Below are 16,685 nucleotides of genomic sequence, written 5' to 3'. Positions count from 1 at the left end.
GAAAGGATACATTTTGTAGAATACAGGGTAGAATAATTAGGACATTTTGACCCACATATCTCGTTAAAGCGTATAAATTAGGAAGCTCTATGGTCTCGAAATTAGATTGGAATGCATTTTCAGTGCTTGTTGTTGATGATGAAGTAGGTATGCAGACCATACTAAAAAAAGCTTTAAGTAAACAATTTGGACAGGTTCATACTGTTGGAACCATTGAAGATGCCGAAGCTATTCGCCAATCTCACCATCTTGATTTGATTATTCTTGATATCAATTTACCAGGCCAAACTGGATTAGAGTGGCAAGAGAGTATAGCTTCTGACTCTCGAAACTACGACGTCATATTTATGACCGGGTATGCAGAGTTAGGTACTGCAATTCAGGCATTGCGATTAGGTGCTGCTGATTTTATTTTAAAACCGTTTAATCTTGAAAATATGCTGCAAGCGGTGAAGCGTTGTATGGATCGTCGTTTAGTTGAACGCACTAATTTTGTATTACAGCGAGAAGTGGAAAAAAACAACCCAATTGAAATGATCGGTAATGCGGAAAAAACCATAGAGCTAAAACAGATGGTTGCTCAATTTGCACCATCAAATGCAGCAGTTCTTATTGAAGGTGAATCAGGTACAGGTAAAGAGCTTGTGGCTCGTGGCTTACACCAATTAAGTCACCGTAACGGTCCATTTGTCCCCCTTAACTGTGGGGCTATTGCGCCTGATCTTCTTGAAAGTGAACTGTTTGGTCATACATCAGGTGCCTTTACTGGAGCTAAAAAAGGACGTGAGGGATTATTTAGAGTTGCTAACGGTGGAACTCTATTTTTAGATGAGATTGGTGAAATGCCAATAGGGATGCAATCTTCTCTTTTACGCGCTTTAGAGCAAAAAGCCATTCGCCCCGTGGGTTCTGAAAAAGAAATTCCAGTTGATGTTCGTATTGTAGCAGCAACCAATCGTAATTTAGTGAAAGAAGTAGAAAAGGGTAATTTTAGAAAAGATCTCTTTTATCGTTTAAATGTTCTAACGGTATCTTTACCTGCTCTGCGTGAACGTAAAGCGGATTTGGCCTGTTTAACAGAACACTTTTCACACATGATAGCAAAAGAAATGGGATTAAAACCGATTCATTGGGCTCACGAAGATATCGTCGCTATGGCTCAGTATGATTGGCCCGGTAATATCCGCGAGTTAAAAAATATGATTGAGCGTTGTATTTTACTGGGTAAACCGCCAGTAGATCATTGGGTTAGTCTTCAAGGTGATGTGCCATTGCAGCACCAATCATCTAACCAAGAGCAAATCATCGATAAAGAACCAACGGAATGTTCGTGTATGCCAGAAATGGATGAATACCCTGAGCAATGGACATTAAAAGAAGTTGAAAAGAAGCACATCATCACGGTAGTGGATCTGCACGATGGAAATAAATCTGCTGCAGCAAGGCAACTTGGCGTCGCTCGTAAAACATTAGAAAGAAAATTTAAAGAGTGGAGTGAAGAAATCGCATGATGCTGTCTTTGTCGTTATGGAAGCGACGTGTTCAAACCATGGTGAGATATAGATTATTGTGGTTAAACTCGGTGCCACTGTTTTTAACTCTATTTGCGCTGGTTGTTATTACCGCATTCTGGTCGGTACATTATACCTGGCAAAATGCACTCAATGATGTAGGAAGCAAACTTTCTATTGCCAATAATAGCATTGTTTTTTTACAGAAAGAGCAAGGAGCAGAGCTTCGCGGTTTTGTTGAGTCTTATCCATTTCAAATTAAACTAAAAGAGAAAGATTCTGACTTTACAAACTGGGTAATAGATCAAGCGGGGAGGTACAATTCAGATTATATAGCGCTTCACCCCATTAGTTATGTAGATCAGTTACCTGCAACTATTGTAAAAGCATTGTCGTTGGGGATCTCTCGGACATTTTTCCAAGTCATGGAACCAGATACTTTAAAAAATATTTCACCTGTATTGGCATCTAAAGCTTATGTTGTCAATAAAGAAGACAACAGCATAGAAAAGAGAGGACTAATCAGCCGTACTTTAATTCCTATTTTTAATGAACACGGCCATTTAGAATGGATTGTAGATAGCGGTATTCTTTTAAATAATAGCACCTTTTTAGTTGACCGCATTCGAGATTTAATTTATCCAGAGGGCGATTTAGCCGCTGATAACTACGGGACAGTAACGTTATTTCTAGATAATTTACGTATTAGTACGAACGTACCGTTACATAATGATTTTGCGAATAAATCACTCAATCAAGGCCGTGCTATCGGAACGATGGTATCTGCGGAAGTAAAAAATAACGTAATAGAAAATGGAGAGCGCTGGGTTAATAGGGCTTATGTATATAACACTTGGTATATTTCCGCTTATCAACCAATTAGAGACATGAATGATAAGGTGATCGGAATGCTCTATACCGGCTACCTTGAGTGGCCACTGTTAAAACAATATTTTCAAAATTTAGTTGAGGCAGGAGTAACAATATTAATTACTCTTTTATTATCGACTACTTTTGTACATCGAGGTGCTAGGGATCTCTTTCAGCCAATAGAAAAAATCCATTATGTTGTTAAATCAGTACAGATGGGAAAAGACGTTCGTATTGGCGATTTAGGTCTTAATAATCATCATGAACTTGCAAGTTTAGCTCAGCAGTTTGACAACATGCTTGATCAACTTCAGCAACGAAATTTGGAAATTCAACTAGCCTCAAAAGAACTCGAATCAAAAGTGGAATCAAGAACCGCCAGTTTGCATGAAAAAACCATTGAGTTAGAGCAATACATTAAGTTACTCAAACAAGCTCAAGATAAGTTAATCATGAGTGAGAAGTTGGCCTCTTTAGGGGAGCTTACCGCTGGTATTGCGCACGAGATTAATAACCCAACCGCCGTAATCTTAGGTAACACTGAGTTGATTAAGTATGAGCTTGGGGAGGGCGCAGAGGTTATTTCAGAAGAGCTTGATACGATAATGGAGCAGATAGATCGAATTCGTAATATCACGCGCAGTTTGTTGCAATATAGCAGACAAGGTGGGATTCAAGATCAAGTTACTTGGCAATACATTAACCCTATCATTGAAGAGAGTGTGACCTTAGTTAGAACCGGGGCGCATAAGCGAGATATTGAGGTGGAGTTTGATTTTGAACAGCCACCACGAGTAGAAGTGAATCGCCATCATCTGCTACAAGTATTGGTTAATTTACAGATGAATGGTATTCATGCCATGAACAGCAAGGGGAAGTTGATCATTCGAAGCCGTACATGGTGTGAAGAAGGCGAAGAACGTGGTGCTATTATTGAAGTGGAAGACTTTGGTAGTGGAATGACTTCAGAGCAATTAAGTCGGATCTTTGACCCATTTTATACCACCAAACGAGAGGGTACTGGGCTTGGTCTTTCTGTATCTCAGAGTTTACTCAGCCAAACGGATGGGGAAATTAAAGTTTGCTCGCAACTTGAAAAAGGCTCGGTATTTACGGTTTATTTGCCAACAAAGTCTAATCAGCAGCAATACGATAATTTGGTAGGTTAATCGTAATACTAGGATAGGATCGGTAAGTGAGTAAGAACGACCAGAAAAGAAATGTTATCTGACTCACAAATTTATGCACTAAGGTCTCATATTGGTTTTTTTTTAAGCGGAGTGTTTATAAAAAGTCTTGAAATTTAATTAGTGATATTAGATAGTTAGCACGTCCGGTTATGACCCCGAACAGTTCCAAATTAAGCCACATTTTGAGACGTGTGGCTTTCCTTTTTTTCTCTTTTTAATATTTTCACTCTTTTACTAGTGGGAATCTTAGGGTGGCTTTTAGTCCTCCCATTGTACTCTTTGATAATTCAAGCGAGCCGCGATAACTGTACGCCATTTCACTCACGATATTTAGCCCAAGACCTGTTCCTGGAGTCGTTTCATCCAAACGGATACCGCGTATAATGACTTGCTCAAACTCTGATTCAGGAATGCCTTTACCATCATCCTCAATTATGATACGAATTTGATTTGCTTCAACTTGCTTAGAATGAACACGGATCATTGAATGTGCCCATTTATATCCATTTTCAAGTAAGTTTCCTAGCATCTCATCGAGATCAGTTTTATCGACGGCGATATGATCTTCACTGTCTAACTCATTTATTAATATCACTTCACGTTCAGCATAGACTTTATCAAACGCCATTGAGATCGCATCTACTCGTTCAGAGGGTGAGGTAGCCACTGAGAGGATATTCATTGAACCTGCCATGCGAGCACGACTAAGGTGATAATCAATATGTGCTTGCAGTTGAGCAATAGGGGCAGACAGACGATTTTTATCTTCAACGCTCAAATATTCTAATTCATTTTTAAGTACCGATAGAGGCGTCTTTAATGAATGAGATAAATTACCTGCATGATGACGAGCACGTTCAAGTAACTCTTGGTAATGAAATAATAGTGCGTTGAGATCAGAAACCAATGGCGCGATTTCTTGAGGATAATGCTGACTTAATGCCTGTTGTTCACCTTTACGCAGCATCACTAATTCAGATTGCATTTTAGCTAGAGGGCGAAGTGACCAACTGACTTGAATACCGATAAGAAATAAAACCCCACTAAATAATAAGCCAAGAATGATCCAGAGCTGGCCTGTAAGTTGATGTAAGGTTTTTTCTAATGGATCTTCATCAAGACCAACAGTGATGGTTATTGGCTGTTTAATTTCAGGAAGGTAAATATTTTTTTGTATATAAATAAGTTCTTCGTTATTAGCGCCTTTCACTTTTGGGTTAATAGATAAATTATCTTCTTTGAATGTGAGCTTTTTATCCCACAAAGATCGCGAACGAAGATCATCACCTTTAGTTGATGCGCTCCAATAAAGGCCACTGTAAGGCTGACTAAAGCGAGGATCAGATAAACGCGATGGCATGATGAGATTACCTTCGCTATTCACTTCGATATTAGCGGTGATCTCATCCATTGAAAGCGATAACTGACTTTTTACATCTTGGACTAGATAATCGTTTACTAATTTAGGGATACCAATTCCCGCAGCAAATATCATGGCAGATAGCCAAAAAGCCGCAGCAAGAAGCAAGCGGCTTTTTAGACTCAATTTTTTGAAGGTATCTTTGAATTGTCTCGGTGATGTATTCACAGTAGACCTTTTATATTCTAAGGGTTTAGTTGATAGCCAAGACCACGAACCGTTTTAATAATTTGTGGTGATATTTTTTTACGAATTCGACCGATAAATACTTCAACCGTGTTTGAGTCACGATCAAAATCTTGTTTATAAATGTGTTCAACTAAGGTAGTTCTAGAGATAACTTTCTCAGGGTTATGCATAAAGTAGGCAACAACTTTGTACTCTAATGCCGTTAAGCTTACTGCTTGTTCTTGCCATAACACTTTTGAGCTACGAGTATCTAAACTTAATTCCCCAATTTTTAAAATAGGAGAAGCGTTACCAGAAGCGCGACGTAATTGAGCGCGAATCCGAGCGATTAATTCAACCATTTCAAAAGGTTTGGTTAAATAATCATCGGCCCCTGCATTTAACCCTTCAACACGCTGAGATAGGGTATCGCGAGCACTTAGAATAATGACGGGTGTATTGATGTTTTCATCTCGAATACTTTTCAATACGGTTAGTCCATTTAACTTTGGTAGGCCAAGATCGAGAACAATCGCATCCCACTCTTCTGTTGTTGCGCGATATAAAGCATCGACACCATCTTGAGATAATTCTGGAACCCAATCAGCACTTTCTAAGGTTTCTACAATTTGTTCACCTAAGCGTGGGTCATCTTCTACGACTAAAATTTTCATTATTATTCTCTTAGTGATTATCTTTTTTGTTGTTATTTAAGAGCTGCGCGAATATCGCGGCCTTTAATCTCTGTAATTGCTAACGTTGCTGCATCATATTCAACTTTGATTATATTGTTTTCATGTACCAGTTTTAATTCGTAGGTCCATTCATTGTCGTCTTCATCCAGCTCTACTTTGATAATTCGGCCATGGAAGTCTTTCTCAACCATAGCGTAAAGCTCAGAAAATGGCTTTACCAAACCGGCTTGAACTGCGTCATAAACTTCATCTTGATCTTCATCGATATCTATTTTAGCGCCATTTTGATGAACATCTTGAATGAGCTGATGTCCATCAGGGTGAGCATTCGCAAAAGCACTTTGTGATAATGGGAAAAAAGTGAATAGGGCAGCAAGGTATAAGGCTGATTTTTTTAGCATGATGCTTCCTAATTAAGTCAATACAGCATCAGTATAAAACAGCGAAGATGAATAGAACATGAATTTTATTCTGAAGATAGTCGGATAAGAAAAGTTCAATATTCTCTAATCACAATGAGTTATTTTGATAAATGTGTAAATTATTATAGGTTGTTGTGGTGTTTTATGGTGTATTTTATAGGTTGTTGATTTTATGGCTTAAATTTTAAATTTAGTGATTAAAATCATAAATATTTGACTGTTTTTTTGCCTTTTTTAAAAATATTTCACTGGTTTTACGTTTTTTAAGCTGTTAGAGTTCCATCCCTCACGCATCAAGTGGGATACCCATGTTTAAAAATAGCAATGAAAATAGCGATAAACTAGTTCCAACACTTACTATAGGATTTATCCTTTTATTCCTTCTCTTTGCTCTTGTTGATCTCTCAACATTTACAGCAACGATTCAAACCTTATTTATGTCAGCATCGACCATGTTTGGGTTATGGTGGCAGTGGTTAATGATCATCACATTTGTTATAGCTCTTATCATAGCGATGAGCAGTTATGGCAAAATTAAGATGGGTGGTGAAGAAAAACCAACGTTCGGTACGTTCAAATGGGTCGCAATGATCATGTGTACCTTACTTGCAGGCGGTGGCGTTTTCTGGTCAGCTGCTGAACCAATCTTTCACTTCATTACACCTTCTCCAACTTTTTCTGATGTTAAAACTGGCACCCTTGCAGCCGTAGCGCCTGCGTTAAGCCAAAGTTTTTTGCATTGGGGCTTTCTAGCATGGGCTGTATTAGGCACATTAAGTACGATTGTACTAATGTACGCACATTATAATTGTGGCGTTAAATTGCGTCCCCGTGCTTTGCTATATCCAATTTTAGGCAACAAACTTGAAAATCATTGGTTAGGCTCATTGATTGATGCTTGTTCAATTATTGCGGTTGCCGCTGGTACAATTGGCCCAATTGGTTTCTTAGCAACGCAACTTAGTTACAGCTTAACGGTACTGACAGGACTTGAAAGTTCACTGATGAGTCAAATCGGTCTTTTATCTATGATTGTGGCAATTTATTCAGTTTCAGCCTTTACGGGGATGGACAAGGGCTTACAGTGGTTAAGCCGAATGAATGTTATTGGCGCGGTCACTTTATTAGTAGCCATTTTGGTACTAGGCCCAACAAGTTTTATCTTTACTGAGTTTGGTCTTGCATTTGGTAACTATATTCAACACCTACCAGAAATGAGCTTAAGTACCGCAGATCCTGCATGGAACTCGTGGTGGACTTGGTTCTTCTGGGGATGGTTTATTGGTTTTGCACCAATGATGGCTATCTTTATTGCGCGAATTTCTAAAGGTCGTAGCGTTCGTGAGTTAGTGATTACCGTGGCAATTATTGCTCCTATTGCGACAAACTTTTGGTTCTCGGCACTAGGTGGTACAGGGATCTTCCTTGAGTTACAAACCCCAGGTAGCATCTCTGGACCATTACAAGAAGCGGGTTTACCTGCAGTACTGTTAGCGTCATTAGAGCAATTACCACTAAGCTGGTTATTAATTCCTGCATTTTTAGTGCTTACGACGACGTTTGTTGCTACAACAGGTGACTCAATGGCATATTCAATTGCAATGGCTGTAGAGGGAACTGATAAACCATCACGTTTCCAACGTCTATTTTGGGCGTTAATGATGGGTATTGTTGCCGGCGTATTATTGATTGCAGGGGATGGTGGATTAAATGCTCTACAATCTTTCATTGTGATCACCGCGGTTCCAGTTTCAATCCTACTTGGTTTTGCATTGATTTCAGCACCTATTGCTGTATTACGAATGAAAAGTGCCGAGCAAGAGAATCAATCTGAAGCAGTTAATCAAAAAACAGCGACTGTATAAGATAGAAACATAGAACGAATGGGAGGCTTATCACATAATCTGTGGTAAGCCTTTTTTATTGCCTGCTATTTGAGTGAAATGGTTACTCTTTCCAAGATCAGGGAGGGGGCATTCTTCAATTATTAGGAGTAAATAGATGTTAGACAAAGATCAAATACTGCTGCAACTTTTTTACCGTGAAATAAAAGAGACTTCTATAATTGATAAGTCAGCTCTTGATGGTGGCGAATTTGTAGATAATGAATATAAAAAATGGTTAGCAACAAAGAGAGAGTTTCAGCTACCAGAAATCTATGATGCTCATTGGATAAAAAGTTGCACGGCAGGGTATATAACAGAGCTGATTTTCACCAAAAATGGCAGCTTAACTGAGTTTACTTTATTTGATAGATTAAAGACGGTGGGCCATTGGGTATTAGATGATGGCTTATTGTATGTATCAATATTTAAAGGTGAAAACCAATACGATTTTGTAATTGTGGCAAACTCTAGCGTTAATATTCACTCAGCGATTGAATATAAAAATGACGAGTTGCATTCCTATCTTAAGTTAGCTCAGACGAGAGTGTAGGTTAATTTATTTATTGTAATTTGCGTAATTTGTTATTTATAAAGTAAAAACTGATACACATCATAGAGTTTATTTTTTCAAACTGGTTTAATTGTCCTTCGATTTACTATTATGATTATTATGACCGCACTTATTTCAAATAGAGATAAACATTCTAGAGCAAAGCTATTATTAAGCTTTGTTCTTTTAAGTGTGTTCATTTGCTTTAGTCAATTGGTTGGAGTTACATCTAGCTGCCAAGACCATTTAATTGAAGCGCAAGCGAGAGTGCACCAGCTTGATTCGACTATTGATACTGGAACTCAACAAGTTGCTCAGAAATGTGATTTAGTTGAACACTTACTGTCATTTGAAAATAGCATACATGATCTTTTGTTATGTGCGTGGTTGCTGCTTGGTGTTGCTCTACTTCTTACCCCTCTTTTACATGCTCCTCCCTTATTTTTTGAGCCACTAGAACAGCAAGTTCAAAAGGTTCGACGGCGGCATCTTCGATTTTGTGTCTTTCTGGAATAAAAACTTAAGTAATACCAATTCCAATAGTCATCTGAACATTATTGCTGGTTAAATCACTCAATAGTTGCGCGAAGAATACGTATTGTAGAATCACTACATATTAAAATATTCGCCTTCGTCTAAGTAATTTTCCTGCGTAATAAATAGGTTATTTAACTAATTATATTGGTATAAAAATGAATGAATTATTTTTATTTTACTTAGGAAATTATGATGAAAAAATTAGAAAAAGCGATTGATGTTATTAAATATTTACCATTCTATATGTTGTTTGCACCATTTTGGTTTTCAAATGGGGTGGTTGATAAGTTTTATGGCATTTTATTTGGAACACGACACGGTGACAGCTGGGATGGCTGGAAAGAGTATATAGCAGGTACATGGTCGCAAAAGCCATTAACAAACGCATTATTGGTACCTATGTATGACTATTTGTTTCCTGTATTGATTGCTCTACAGATTTTACCCGTTTTTCTTCTAATTGCTTCATTTTTGAAATTAGAAATACTACCGAATAAGCCTAAAACATTATTGAAAGCAGGTTTGTTGTCTTCTTTGTTTGTTACAGCATCAATGGCTGTTTCTCAAACATTAGCAGGGGCTTCAGATGTTCAATATTTGTTCCAATTTTGGGGTGTATCATTATTGGCATTTTGGTATGTAGAGACACAAGCTAAGTCGTTAACACCAGTTACTGCTTAGTTCACTTAATATGATAAAGCCCTTCAGTTAACGCTGAAGGGCTTTTTACGTTTAAACACCTAAACATCTATTTAATTAGGTAGTATTACACTCTTTTCCAAACTCCCCATTCACCAGAAGCTTCAGGGTTATTACCTTGAGTCCACCACTGAGCTTGATACGTAACACCATTAACGGTTACTTGGTCACCCGTATTATAAGTGACTGTTGCATCCCATGTAGATGATGGATCTGTTGGTTCAGTAGGAGGTGTTGGCTCTACCGGTGCTGGTGGCGTCGGCTCTACTGGAGTAGGGTCAACAGGCGTTGGCGGTGTAGGCTCTACAGGTGTAGGGTCGACAGGTGTTGTTGGAGTCCCACTGATCACTTCCCAAACACCTGTTGTGCTCGTTGCAGGGTTATCACCTTGGTTCCACCATTTAGCTTGGTAAGTTACACCATTTACAACCACTTGATCGCCAGTGTTATAAACCTTGCCTGCATCCCACGTGTTTGTTGGATCCGTCGGGTCGGTTGGCTCTGATGGATCCGTTGGAAGCGTTTCAACAACACGAGTTACAGGCCAGTTAGCGTGAGACTCATAGAAGTTAGTGACACATTTTTCATAGTCACCAGGAACAAGTGCGGAATATGCAGTTTGGAAGCCAACTAATTCACACTCAAAAGAAGCGCCTTCTGGACGATCAGGGTAGTATTTCCAGTTACCATCCCAGTTAGTGTAAAGTACATCGGTCGCACCATTTAGATTCAAACTGCCATAAGGGGTTTGTTGCCAACACGTATTTGCTTCATCTGCTTCAACTGGGATTTCGTAATGTTGTGCTAACCCTTCCCAATAGCGAATACGGTTAACTGGCTGGCCTTTGTCTTTGTTCTGCTCTCCACATTCAATACCGCCATTAATGACATTAATTGTTGTACCAAACCCATAACCAATGCCTGCATCAGTTTCTCGTTGAGAAGGGGTCCAAGTACGGTCAATAACATGCAGCATGGCAGGTTTTGGTGCTTGAGGCGTTAAGAAGAACCAAACGGCTGATGCTAGGTTTAGCCAAGAATCAGCAACTAGCCCAGGATTATTGAGCAACACAGTAGCATCGCCATCGAACATGACTTCAGAGAAAGCGCCGTAGTTAAAGTGGTAAGATAATTGTTTTGCACCACGGCCAAAATAGCCTTCACCAGCCGCACATGGCCAACGTTTATTTTGCCAGTCATTTTGGCCACACCCTGTGGTATAGCCTTCTTGACCTTCAGACCATCCCATTTCACGAACATGGACTAAGGCTTGTTGCCATTCTTCAAGCGCAAGAGGGTTATCTGACACGTTATCAATAGCAATATGCCCACCAGTCTCTTGAGAGAAATGCGCGAATGCCGTTACGATTGATTTTTTACAAATAGCATCAGCGTCGCGTCCATCCGTATAGTCACCACAAAAAGCAGGGAACTTACCAATAGCACGCAAGAAACGTGTATACGTATATTCAGGCGCTGCCATTTGAGTTAAGAAGAACCATTCAGATTGTGGGAAAACTCGTTCAACACGCTTTACGTTAGCTGGGTTGGTTGCAACACTGGCATCAATGGCTTCTACTGCAGCATTTGGCAATGTTTCTAGCGCTTTAGCCCATACGTCGTACATAGGGTCTAATGTTTTCGCATCTTCAGCAGCCTTAATTTCAGCTTTAGAGACAACATAACCTGTTGGGTTTTCAGGATCTGGTTGAGGATTCATTGTGAAACTATTGGCTGCAAAACTGCAGGCAAGTAACGAAGGGAGTATAGCGAGTTTAAACATGGATAACTTTCCTTGTCGTTATTTATAGAATAAAAATAAGTTAGAATAACTATAGAAGTTTTTATAAGGTTCGGTTATCTAGAAACATGAATCAGTTTTAACTATGCGAGTTGTTTCAAAGAGTATAAATTATAAGCGAAAGCATATTCGCAATGTGATTAGCGCTACAGTCAGGGAAATATATTAATGGTAAGTGTCAGAGCAGCAGAGAAAATTGATTTAAAGAAAGTTTATGAAATAGAAACAGAAGCGTTTGGTACGCATGGATATCCTTCTTTTTTTATTCGACAAGCCTTTGACTGTTGGTCTGATGGTTTACTTGTGGCTAAAAAAGCAGGTGAGGTTTCAGGGTATGTGTTGCAAGTGCCATCGAGTGAAACTAAAGGAGATGCTTGGGTATTATCGTTGGCAGTATCAAAGAGCGCACAAGGCTGTGGCTTAGGTAAAAAATTATTAGAAACAGCGATTGAGAATGCCAAACAATATAAGCGATTATTATTGACGGTGTGCCCTAAAAATACAGGAGCGTATACCTTATATCAATCATATGGCTTTTACTTAGTAGAAGAAGAGCAAGACTATTTTGATATTGGTGAAGATCGTTTAGTTCTTGCCCTAGATATTGTTGAATAACTTGTTATTGTGTCTTTAAAGAATTAACAAGATTGAGACGGAGAGAATATGGAAATCGATTATAAAGTAAATGAACCGATTAGTGCTGAGCAGTTTATAACCTTGCTAAAGAAAACGTCTTTAGGTGTACGTCGCCCCATTGATAATATTGAAAAAATACAAGCCATGTTAGATAACTCAAATTTAATTGTTACGGCATGGGGAGATGGCGAACTCATTGGTATTGCTCGTTCAGTGACAGATTTTAATTTCTGTTGTTATTTATCTGATTTAGCTGTTGATGAGAGCATTCAATCAATGGGTGTAGGTAAGTACCTTATCTTAGTGACAAAAGAAGAAGTCTCTTCTGACTGTAAGTTGATTTTGTTAGCTGCCCCACAAGCAGAAGGTTATTACCCCAAAATTGGTTTTGAAGCGCACAACAGTGCATGGGTTTTATCCGATGAAAGTCAGTTGAAGCTATTCTAAGGAAAGATCATGACATCAATCAGTGTATTAGGGTGTGGCTGGTTAGGCTTACCGTTAGCAAAACATTTAGTTACTAATGGCTTTGCTGTTAAAGGCTCTGTTCGCAGTGAAGAAAAAATAGAATCTTTGGAAGCAGTCTCTGTTACTCCATATGTTTTGGATATTGATGGTGAGATAACAGAGCAATCATGGGGATCATTTCTAGATTCAGATATTCTAGTTATCGCGATCCCATCTAAGAATCAAACTGGCTTTAGTGCTTTGATCCGTGTCTTAGAGTCTTCATCTATTAAGCATGTGGTTTTTGTTAGCTCAACTTCGGTATATGCGGATAATAATGGAGTGGTTACTGAAGATATTGCGGCCTCTGAATCTTCTGCGTTATTTCAAATCGAATCGTTGTTTTGTCAATCATCGGTATTTACAACAACGGTGATCCGCTTTAGTGGTTTAGTGGGATATCAACGAAATCCAGGGCGATTTTTTCAAAAAAGTGGTCGTTCTGTGAGTAACCCAGATGCACCGGTAAATATGATCCACCAAGACGATTGCGTAGAGTTAATTACACAGATAATCAAACAAGAAAAATGGAACGACTTATTTAATGCGTGTGCTGATAGTCACCCAAGTAAACGCGAGTTTTATACCCAAGCAACTCAGCGAATAGGGGTGAGTACACCTGAGTTTATCGAATCAGACACTCAAACGTTTAAAATCATCAGTAATGAAAAAATTAAAAAGGCATTGGGTTATGAGTTTATTTACCCTGATGTGATGCAAATTACTTACGATGAATGTTAATTAACAAAAAACGCGATTCAAATTAAGGAGAGAATGATGAGTAATCCAATTGAAACTAAGCCATTAGTAGCTAAATCATTAGTAACAACGACATGGTTAGCTCAGCATATTGACGATGAGAATCTCGTTATTGTGGATGCCTATATGGCGAATGTCGTAGGTAAAGAGCCGTTAGTTTATGATACTTTTTCTTGCCTACCTACAGCGCGTAAATTGGATGTAGAAGCCGATTTTTGTGATCATACATCTTCTCAAACCCATGCGCTTCCCAATGAAGAGCAGTTTACTCAGGCAATACAGAATCTAGGTATTAATTCTGATTCAATGGTTGTTATATACGATAACCAAGGTATTTATTCTGCACCAAGAGCGTGGTGGACGTTTAAGGTAATGGGATTTGAACATGTTTATGTCTTGGATGGTGGATTACCTCAATGGCTCAAAGAGGGAAGAGAAACCGCATCAGAATACACAACAACATCGATATTAGGTAATGCGACTGCAAAAGTGGTGAAAGGCTTAGCGTGTGACTCGGACGAAGTACTTAGCGTAATAAATACCGATGTTGCAATTTTAGATGCTCGTGGAGAACTGCGTTATTTAGGCAAAGCACTAGAGCCACGTGAAGGTGTTCGTAGTGGCCATATCCCAAGCTCTAAAAACCTCCCTTTTTCTATGTTGTTAGATAACTATACATACCAAGACGAAGAGACATTACGAACTATTTTTGAGGAACGCGTACCTTCAGTAGATACAAAAATTTACTTCAGTTGCGGTTCAGGCATAACAGCATGTATTTTGATGTTAGCTGCTGTATCAATAGGTTATAAAGAGGTCGTTTTATACGATGGTTCTTGGGCGGATTGGGGAACTAATCACTCGTTGCCGATAGAGTAATTAAAATGAGGGTGATCTATGAGAGACATTTTAAGAGCAAAAATCATCACGGTGTGTGATAAGAAAATAGAGCAAAAAGGGGATAATGTAGGCTTATCTTTTTATGCTTTTTTTGCCAATAAAAACGGTGATCCAGAGTTATTAATGGAAGCGGCTACGTGGTGGATTGCTACCCATAAATTAGATCACTTTGAAAAAGCAATTAAGATAAAAGCCATGATTCAAGATGGGCAATAAATGAAAATAGAAATTCGCCAAGGCACAATAGAAGATGTACTCGAGGTAGATGCTCAGATCCCAGAATTTGATGGTCGAAATACCAAAGAGAAACTAGAACAACGGTTAAGTGATATAACACATTTGATTTTAATAGCGACACATAATGAGCAACCTGTGGCGTATAAAATGGGTTATGAATTATCACACTTTGAATTTTACAGCTGGCTTGGTGGCGTTATTCCAACAGCTCGCAAAAATGGTATAGCGACACAACTACGTTTAGCACAGGAGTCTTGGGCGCATAATCAGGGTTATACAGCGATTAGCGTTAAATCTATGAATCGTTACCCTGCAATGTTACAGCTACTGATTTCAAGTGGTTATCATGTTTCTGGTTACGAAGACAAAGGAACAACAGATAAAAGTAAAATTATGTTTATAAAAAGAATGATCAGCTAACGTATAGTAATACCAATCGTAGTAAATAACTGACCATCCTAGCTGGTTAAAATACTCGATAACTGCGTCGAAATTTTTGATTGTAGAATAACTACTTATCGAAAATGTCGCCTTGTTCTCAAGCATTTTTCCTGCGCTATTTCTGTTCACTTACTTACTGTGATTGGTATAAAGAGCTAGGTTGAACTAGAGTAAAAAATCACTCTTTATGGTCTACAATCAAAGAATAGGTAAACCAAGTTATTATAGATGATACTTTGAAATAATAAGCTGAAAATAAAGGATGACTCAATGGAAAGAATTACGTTTAAAAAAGTCACATTGTGTGAGTATCCCTCATTGTTTGGAATATATAAAACGTACTTTTATTCTATAGTCGAAGGTTCACTTGGTTGGGATGAAACTTTTCAACAACAACGCTTTTTCGATTCATACCCTCAAGAGTGGTTTGATTGGGTTATGTTTAGCGGAGAGCGTTTAGGGTTAATTTGTACTCATTTGGATCTTAACAAAGCACATGTTCATCTGTTTATCATTTTTAAAAAATACCAAAACAAAGGAGTAGGTGCTTCTGTCATGAGATGCTATCAGCATCATTTCAGTGACAGGGTCACTAAGATAAGCCTTTCTTCATTTAAAAATAACCCTAAAGCTATCCAGTTTTATCACGGGTTAGGGTATAAAATTATCGGAGAAGATGAACACTTTGTCGAGATGGAACATTCACTGCTTTATTCTGGACAACTTGGGGGTTAACAAAGACGGTTATTCCCCAAAAATAATCTTCTCAGATCCTTTCTGCCATTTTGGGTGTGTAAACATCGCTTTTGAAAAAGTAGGGTCATTATAATGATTCACCAACCACGCTCTTAAATAAGGAAGTGGAGCTTGAGCGTACCATTTTTTATCGACTCGTGAAAACTGACGAATAAAGGGCAAGATAGCGTAATCCACCAAACTCGGTGTTTCTCCTATAATATAAGCATGCTGAGATAACGCCTTTTCGATCGTCATTAACCATTCACAACATCGTTCTCTGCATTCAACTTCATTCGTATCATGGTAGCGAGAGGCTGCGCGATATTTTTGCAATGCATCCACAAACTCATTGTCACTTTGATTAATGACATCAAGCATCTGAGTGAATTTTGTCTCATCGTGTGAGTAGAGCAAATTATTAGGATCTGATTGGGTGAGCGCCCATACCATCACATCAAGACTTTCATCGATTACGGAGCCATCACCCAGTAGCAATACAGGAACAGTGCCTTTTGGTGAAATCGACAACATTTCTTCAGGCTTATTGTTCATATCAATATCGCGCAGCACCACAGTCTGCTGTGCATGCAAAATAGCAAGACGAGAACGCATCGCATATGGACATTGTCGAAGAGAGTAAAGAATAGGCGTTATCATGATGAAATACTCAAAAGTTAAAGCAATTAAAACGATATTAACGGAATAAATGGCGAGATCC

At 38.6% G+C, this 16,685-nt stretch carries 18 protein-coding genes; 13 read left to right on the top strand and 5 right to left on the bottom strand.

Annotation, left to right across the window (positions count from 1 at the left end; all coding sequences use genetic code 11):
• The first annotated feature begins 89 nt into the window (after window positions 1-89).
• Together F8B77_RS09360 and F8B77_RS09355 are read left to right on the top strand one after the other, a co-directional pair.
• Complete coding sequence (locus F8B77_RS09360) at window positions 90-1,511, top strand: sigma-54-dependent transcriptional regulator (protein ID WP_151655126.1); 1,422 nt, start codon at window positions 90-92, stop codon at window positions 1,509-1,511.
• Entirely contained in the window at window positions 1,508-3,550 is a 2,043-nt protein-coding gene (locus tag F8B77_RS09355; RefSeq protein WP_151655125.1) for a sensor histidine kinase, read from the top strand. The genes F8B77_RS09360 and F8B77_RS09355 overlap by 4 nt, the downstream gene beginning before the upstream one ends.
• A gap of 244 nt (window positions 3,551-3,794) precedes the next feature.
• Here F8B77_RS09355 and F8B77_RS09350 read toward each other — a convergent pair whose 3' ends face one another.
• Genes F8B77_RS09350 through F8B77_RS09340 form a run of 3 tightly spaced genes read right to left on the bottom strand, consistent with a single transcriptional unit; the run spans window position 3,795 to window position 6,255 of the window.
• Window positions 3,795-5,159 carry an ATP-binding protein gene (locus tag F8B77_RS09350; RefSeq protein ID WP_151655124.1) on the bottom strand — a complete coding sequence of 455 codons (1,365 nt, stop codon included), beginning with the start codon at window positions 5,157-5,159 and terminating at the stop codon, window positions 3,795-3,797.
• 17 nt (window positions 5,160-5,176) lie between these two features.
• On the bottom strand, window positions 5,177-5,833 hold the full coding sequence (locus tag F8B77_RS09345; protein ID WP_151655123.1) for a response regulator transcription factor: 657 nt from the start codon (window positions 5,831-5,833) through the stop codon (window positions 5,177-5,179).
• A 32-nt stretch (window positions 5,834-5,865) separates the two neighbouring features.
• Window positions 5,866-6,255 carry a PepSY domain-containing protein gene (locus F8B77_RS09340; RefSeq protein WP_130047502.1) on the bottom strand — a complete coding sequence of 130 codons (390 nt, stop codon included), beginning with the start codon at window positions 6,253-6,255 and terminating at the stop codon, window positions 5,866-5,868.
• Window positions 6,256-6,584: 329 nt separating this feature from the next.
• Between F8B77_RS09340 and F8B77_RS09335 the strand changes: the two genes are divergently transcribed.
• From F8B77_RS09335 to F8B77_RS09320, 4 genes are all read left to right on the top strand, one after another.
• On the top strand, window positions 6,585-8,141 hold the full coding sequence (locus F8B77_RS09335) for a BCCT family transporter (RefSeq protein WP_151655122.1): 1,557 nt from the start codon (window positions 6,585-6,587) through the stop codon (window positions 8,139-8,141).
• 136 nt (window positions 8,142-8,277) lie between these two features.
• Window positions 8,278-8,712: a hypothetical protein gene (locus F8B77_RS09330; RefSeq protein ID WP_151655121.1), complete on the top strand. Its 435-nt coding sequence runs from the start codon at window positions 8,278-8,280 to the stop codon at window positions 8,710-8,712.
• A 120-nt stretch (window positions 8,713-8,832) separates the two neighbouring features.
• Complete coding sequence (locus F8B77_RS09325; RefSeq protein WP_151655120.1) at window positions 8,833-9,228, top strand: copper resistance protein; 396 nt, start codon at window positions 8,833-8,835, stop codon at window positions 9,226-9,228.
• Window positions 9,229-9,441: 213 nt separating this feature from the next.
• Window positions 9,442-9,930 carry a hypothetical protein gene (locus tag F8B77_RS09320; RefSeq protein ID WP_151655158.1) on the top strand — a complete coding sequence of 163 codons (489 nt, stop codon included), beginning with the start codon at window positions 9,442-9,444 and terminating at the stop codon, window positions 9,928-9,930.
• A gap of 85 nt (window positions 9,931-10,015) precedes the next feature.
• Here the strand turns inward: F8B77_RS09320 and F8B77_RS09315 are convergent, their stop codons facing one another.
• A complete protein-coding gene (locus F8B77_RS09315; RefSeq protein WP_151655119.1) occupies window positions 10,016-11,731 on the bottom strand; it encodes a chitinase in 1,716 nt (571 codons plus the stop codon).
• Window positions 11,732-11,917: 186 nt separating this feature from the next.
• Between F8B77_RS09315 and F8B77_RS09310 the strand changes: the two genes are divergently transcribed.
• The 7 genes from F8B77_RS09310 to F8B77_RS09280 all read left to right on the top strand — a co-directional run bounded on the left by F8B77_RS09310 (window position 11,918) and on the right by F8B77_RS09280 (window position 15,964).
• Window positions 11,918-12,364: a GNAT family N-acetyltransferase gene (locus tag F8B77_RS09310; protein WP_151655118.1), complete on the top strand. Its 447-nt coding sequence runs from the start codon at window positions 11,918-11,920 to the stop codon at window positions 12,362-12,364.
• Window positions 12,365-12,412: 48 nt separating this feature from the next.
• Entirely contained in the window at window positions 12,413-12,832 is a 420-nt protein-coding gene (locus tag F8B77_RS09305; RefSeq protein WP_130047497.1) for a GNAT family N-acetyltransferase, read from the top strand.
• Between the two features lie 9 nt (window positions 12,833-12,841).
• A complete protein-coding gene (locus F8B77_RS09300; protein ID WP_151655117.1) occupies window positions 12,842-13,633 on the top strand; it encodes an SDR family oxidoreductase in 792 nt (263 codons plus the stop codon).
• A 36-nt stretch (window positions 13,634-13,669) separates the two neighbouring features.
• Window positions 13,670-14,530: a sulfurtransferase gene (locus F8B77_RS09295; protein ID WP_151655116.1), complete on the top strand. Its 861-nt coding sequence runs from the start codon at window positions 13,670-13,672 to the stop codon at window positions 14,528-14,530.
• 18 nt (window positions 14,531-14,548) lie between these two features.
• The gene (locus F8B77_RS17525) at window positions 14,549-14,767 is read left to right on the top strand and encodes a DUF6500 family protein (protein WP_167512794.1); all 219 of its coding nucleotides are present in this window, start codon (window positions 14,549-14,551) and stop codon (window positions 14,765-14,767) included.
• Window positions 14,768-15,208 carry a GNAT family N-acetyltransferase gene (locus F8B77_RS09285; RefSeq protein WP_122034607.1) on the top strand — a complete coding sequence of 147 codons (441 nt, stop codon included), beginning with the start codon at window positions 14,768-14,770 and terminating at the stop codon, window positions 15,206-15,208. It abuts the gene before it with no gap.
• Window positions 15,209-15,499: 291 nt separating this feature from the next.
• Window positions 15,500-15,964 (top strand): GNAT family N-acetyltransferase, encoded by a 465-nt coding sequence (locus tag F8B77_RS09280; protein WP_151655115.1) that lies wholly within the window; start codon window positions 15,500-15,502, stop codon window positions 15,962-15,964.
• A gap of 9 nt (window positions 15,965-15,973) precedes the next feature.
• Here the strand turns inward: F8B77_RS09280 and F8B77_RS09275 are convergent, their stop codons facing one another.
• Entirely contained in the window at window positions 15,974-16,624 is a 651-nt protein-coding gene (locus F8B77_RS09275) for a glutathione S-transferase (protein ID WP_151655114.1), read from the bottom strand.
• Window positions 16,625-16,685 lie beyond the last annotated feature (61 nt).

The sequence above is a fragment of the Aliivibrio finisterrensis genome, assembly GCF_008933155.1.
GTDB classification, from domain to species: Bacteria; Pseudomonadota; Gammaproteobacteria; order Enterobacterales; family Vibrionaceae; genus Aliivibrio; species Aliivibrio finisterrensis.
The sequence above is the reverse complement of the archived record's forward strand: the minus strand, read 5'-3'. Positions and strand labels throughout refer to the sequence as shown.

Bases quoted from the DNA above. Each gene is read 5' to 3' on its own strand.
- F8B77_RS09360 (WP_151655126.1), top strand. From the start codon at position 90: ATGGTCTCGAAATTAGATTGGAATGCATTTTCAGTGCTTGTTGTTGAT.
- F8B77_RS09355 (WP_151655125.1), top strand. From the start codon at position 1,508: ATGATGCTGTCTTTGTCGTTATGGAAGCGACGTGTTCAAACCATGGTG.
- F8B77_RS09345 (WP_151655123.1), bottom strand. From the start codon at position 5,833: ATGAAAATTTTAGTCGTAGAAGATGACCCACGCTTAGGTGAACAAATT.
- F8B77_RS09340 (WP_130047502.1), bottom strand. From the start codon at position 6,255: ATGCTAAAAAAATCAGCCTTATACCTTGCTGCCCTATTCACTTTTTTC.
- F8B77_RS09335 (WP_151655122.1), top strand. From the start codon at position 6,585: ATGTTTAAAAATAGCAATGAAAATAGCGATAAACTAGTTCCAACACTT.
- F8B77_RS09330 (WP_151655121.1), top strand. From the start codon at position 8,278: ATGTTAGACAAAGATCAAATACTGCTGCAACTTTTTTACCGTGAAATA.
- F8B77_RS09325 (WP_151655120.1), top strand. From the start codon at position 8,833: ATGACCGCACTTATTTCAAATAGAGATAAACATTCTAGAGCAAAGCTA.
- F8B77_RS09320 (WP_151655158.1), top strand. From the start codon at position 9,442: ATGAAAAAATTAGAAAAAGCGATTGATGTTATTAAATATTTACCATTC.
- F8B77_RS09315 (WP_151655119.1), bottom strand. From the start codon at position 11,731: ATGTTTAAACTCGCTATACTCCCTTCGTTACTTGCCTGCAGTTTTGCA.
- F8B77_RS09310 (WP_151655118.1), top strand. From the start codon at position 11,918: ATGGTAAGTGTCAGAGCAGCAGAGAAAATTGATTTAAAGAAAGTTTAT.
- F8B77_RS09305 (WP_130047497.1), top strand. From the start codon at position 12,413: ATGGAAATCGATTATAAAGTAAATGAACCGATTAGTGCTGAGCAGTTT.
- F8B77_RS09300 (WP_151655117.1), top strand. From the start codon at position 12,842: ATGACATCAATCAGTGTATTAGGGTGTGGCTGGTTAGGCTTACCGTTA.
- F8B77_RS09295 (WP_151655116.1), top strand. From the start codon at position 13,670: ATGAGTAATCCAATTGAAACTAAGCCATTAGTAGCTAAATCATTAGTA.
- F8B77_RS17525 (WP_167512794.1), top strand. From the start codon at position 14,549: ATGAGAGACATTTTAAGAGCAAAAATCATCACGGTGTGTGATAAGAAA.
- F8B77_RS09285 (WP_122034607.1), top strand. From the start codon at position 14,768: ATGAAAATAGAAATTCGCCAAGGCACAATAGAAGATGTACTCGAGGTA.
- F8B77_RS09280 (WP_151655115.1), top strand. From the start codon at position 15,500: ATGGAAAGAATTACGTTTAAAAAAGTCACATTGTGTGAGTATCCCTCA.
- F8B77_RS09275 (WP_151655114.1), bottom strand. From the start codon at position 16,624: ATGATAACGCCTATTCTTTACTCTCTTCGACAATGTCCATATGCGATG.